The sequence below is a fragment of the Vibrio sp. D173a genome, assembly GCF_030248475.1.
Genome location: NZ_JAHGAH010000183.1, coordinates 1 through 732, shown reverse-complemented (window position 1 = coordinate 732; position 732 = coordinate 1). Strand labels below are relative to the sequence as shown.

Below are 732 nucleotides of genomic sequence, written 5' to 3'. Positions count from 1 at the left end.
TCCAAACCCGTTTTGATAGCGGTGATGAGAGTGTTTCTCTCTCCGATGTAATGATTGCTCGAAATAAATCTAGTGTGGCTTTTGAGGCGACGATTCAGATCAGAAACAAGCTGGTTGAGTCGTACAAAGAGCTGATGAACATGCCGGTATAGTGTTAGGTAGTAGATAGTGGCAGAAAATAGTCAAACAACAGATTTAGCCGTTAGTGATGCGAATGACCATGCACTTGTTGCAGGGGCAGACGTCGATAACGAAGGGCAAAATCCCGATCTAGGTGAGCGCAGTTCATCAAAGTTCGACATGGCCGTGGGTGATCTTGATCTCCTGCGTCAGGTTGTACTCGTGCTGTCGATCTCTATCTGTGTCGCTCTTATTGTGATGCTGTTTTTCTGGGTAAAAGAGCCAGAAATGCGTCCGTTAGGGGCTTATGAGACTGAAGAACTGATCCCTGTGCTTGATTATCTTGATCAGCAAAAAATCGAATACTCATTAGAAGGCAATACCATTTCGGTTCCGGCCAGTGAATATAACTCACTGAAGCTGGACATGGTGCGTGCCGGTCTGAATCAGGAGAAAAACGCAGGTGACGATATCCTAATGCAGGATATGGGCTTTAGTGTTTCTCAGCGTCTAGAGCAAGAACGCTTGAAACTGAGCCGTGAACGCCAGTTAGCCAAAGCGATCGAGCAGATGAAACAGGTACGTAAGGCGCAAGTACTGCTGGCATTGCCA

1 protein-coding gene and 1 pseudogene are annotated in these 732 nt (G+C 46.6%); both read left to right on the top strand.

Going from position 1 to position 732, the window contains the following annotated elements; genetic code table 11:
• A partial coding sequence (locus KIV40_RS18200) for a flagellar hook-basal body complex protein FliE (RefSeq protein ID WP_285350607.1) occupies window positions 1-152 on the top strand: 152 nt, incomplete at its 5' end.
• Window positions 153-168: 16 nt separating this feature from the next.
• Window positions 169-732, top strand: a pseudogene (locus tag KIV40_RS18195) (flagellar basal body M-ring protein FliF); the annotation flags it as partial.